The organism is Marinobacter sp. SS8-8 (assembly GCF_030540945.1).
Classification (GTDB): Bacteria; Pseudomonadota; Gammaproteobacteria; order Pseudomonadales; family Oleiphilaceae; genus Marinobacter.
In genome coordinates this window covers 1-1,594 of sequence record NZ_JASSVN010000050.1, presented here as the reverse complement: position 1 = coordinate 1,594, position 1,594 = coordinate 1, and the positions used below count along the sequence as shown (strand labels likewise).

The window sequence follows — 1,594 nt, the reverse complement described above, 5'->3', positions numbered from 1 at the left end:
GCGTTGAACTAGCCGCGCAAGCGCGGGGAGCGCGCCTGAGATCTTTGTTGATCATCGATTACTGAGTAGGGTTTTCAAGGATGAAGACGATACTACAAGAGGTGATGGGCCGGGGGTATCCGGCCCTGGCGGAGAAGACGCCTCTGCCACCGCATGTTCATCGCGCGGCCAGGGCGATGGTGCTGTGCCGCACGGCGGCACTGGGCGGTCACATACAGGGCTGCCCCGAGGGGCATGTCCAGCGGGTCTGGTACAACTCCTGCCGCCACCGCAGTTGCCCGCAATGCAACCGGATTCAGCTTGAGCGTTGGCTGGAGGGCCAGAAGTCACGCCTGATTGATCACCCCCATCGCCATGTGATCTTTACCCTGCCGCACGAATTGCATCCGTACTGGCGCCGCAACACCGACCGGATGACTCGCTGGTTGTTCCAGTCCGTGCGAGAGACGCTGATGTGTTTTTTGAGCGATCCGGCGTACCTGGGGGCCCAACCTGGCATTCTGAGCGTTTTGCACACCTGGGGGCGGTCGCTCACGTTGCACCCCCATATTCATTGCGCCATTACCGAGGGTGGTCTGGACGATCAGGGGCTGTGGCGGTTGCCGGTCAGGAACTGTTTTCTGCCGATCCGGGCGGTCATGTTCAAGTATCGTGGGCACTTCCTGGCGCAGCTGAAATCCGCCGTGGATTGCGGGGAGTTGTCGCTACCGGACGGTGAGACACCGACGAGCAGCCACAACCTGTTTAACCGATTGGGACGTAAGCCCTGGAATGTGAACCTTCGAGAGCGTTATGACAACGCGGAAGGCGTGGTGGAATACCTGGCCCGCTACGTGCGGGGCGGGCCGATGCGCCCGAGTCAGTTGTCAAGGTTCCGGACCGACCAGAACGATGTCCTGTTCCGCTACCATGCGCACCGGGACAACCCGGATGGCGGACGTAAACGGTGCCGGAAGGAACGCCTGAGTACGGGCGAATTTGCCGGGCGGTTACTGCAGCATGTGCCCCGCAAGGGGCTGAACATTGTGCGCAGTTATGGTCTGTATGCGGTTGCCTGCCGGGGCAAGCTGGACCAGGCCCGGGCGGACGTGGGGCAAGCGCCGGTTCGCCAACCGAAGCCGGTTCGGTGGCAAGGTTATCTTGGCCGTTTTCCCGACAGTCAGAAGCAGACCCACTGCTCGGTCTGTGAGCGGCAACTGACACTGATGGCCCCCATTGCCCCTTCGAGGGCTCCGCCATGAGCTGTCGGGACTCAGGGATAACAGGGAATCACACCATGACAGGCGCCGTCGGTGGGGCGCTTGTCTTGCCGGTTGCCCGGAGATCGCAGAAAATCGACGCCATTCTCCTTCGCCCGTTTCGACCGGATCAGGCCCACGCCCTTAAACTGACCCGGAATCACAGAGCCTTTCCGCTGTTCCGGAGCCCCTTCCGGAAATCTGGCATTTCAAATCCCCATAGGCTAGCCTGAGACCTCGAGTGCGGACCAGTCCAACAAGCCGATGAACCGATCCACAGGGGCCCGGTCGCGTGCCTGCCTTAGTTCGGGTGTGCCTGAGAGTTGGCGGGAGGTGGACGGTTATCTATATCGTTA

1 protein-coding gene is annotated in these 1,594 nt (G+C 61.3%); it reads left to right on the top strand.

The annotated features are described in order from the left end of the window. Positions 1–80 precede the first annotated feature (80 nt). Entirely contained in the window at positions 81–1,241 is a 1,161-nt protein-coding gene (locus tag QPL96_RS19335; protein ID WP_117616802.1) for a transposase, read from the top strand. The last annotated feature ends 353 nt before the right edge of the window (positions 1,242–1,594 follow it).

Coding starts and splice junctions, on each gene's coding strand:
- QPL96_RS19335 (WP_117616802.1), top strand. CDS start 81: ATGAAGACGATACTACAAGAGGTGATGGGCCGGGGGTATCCGGCCCTG.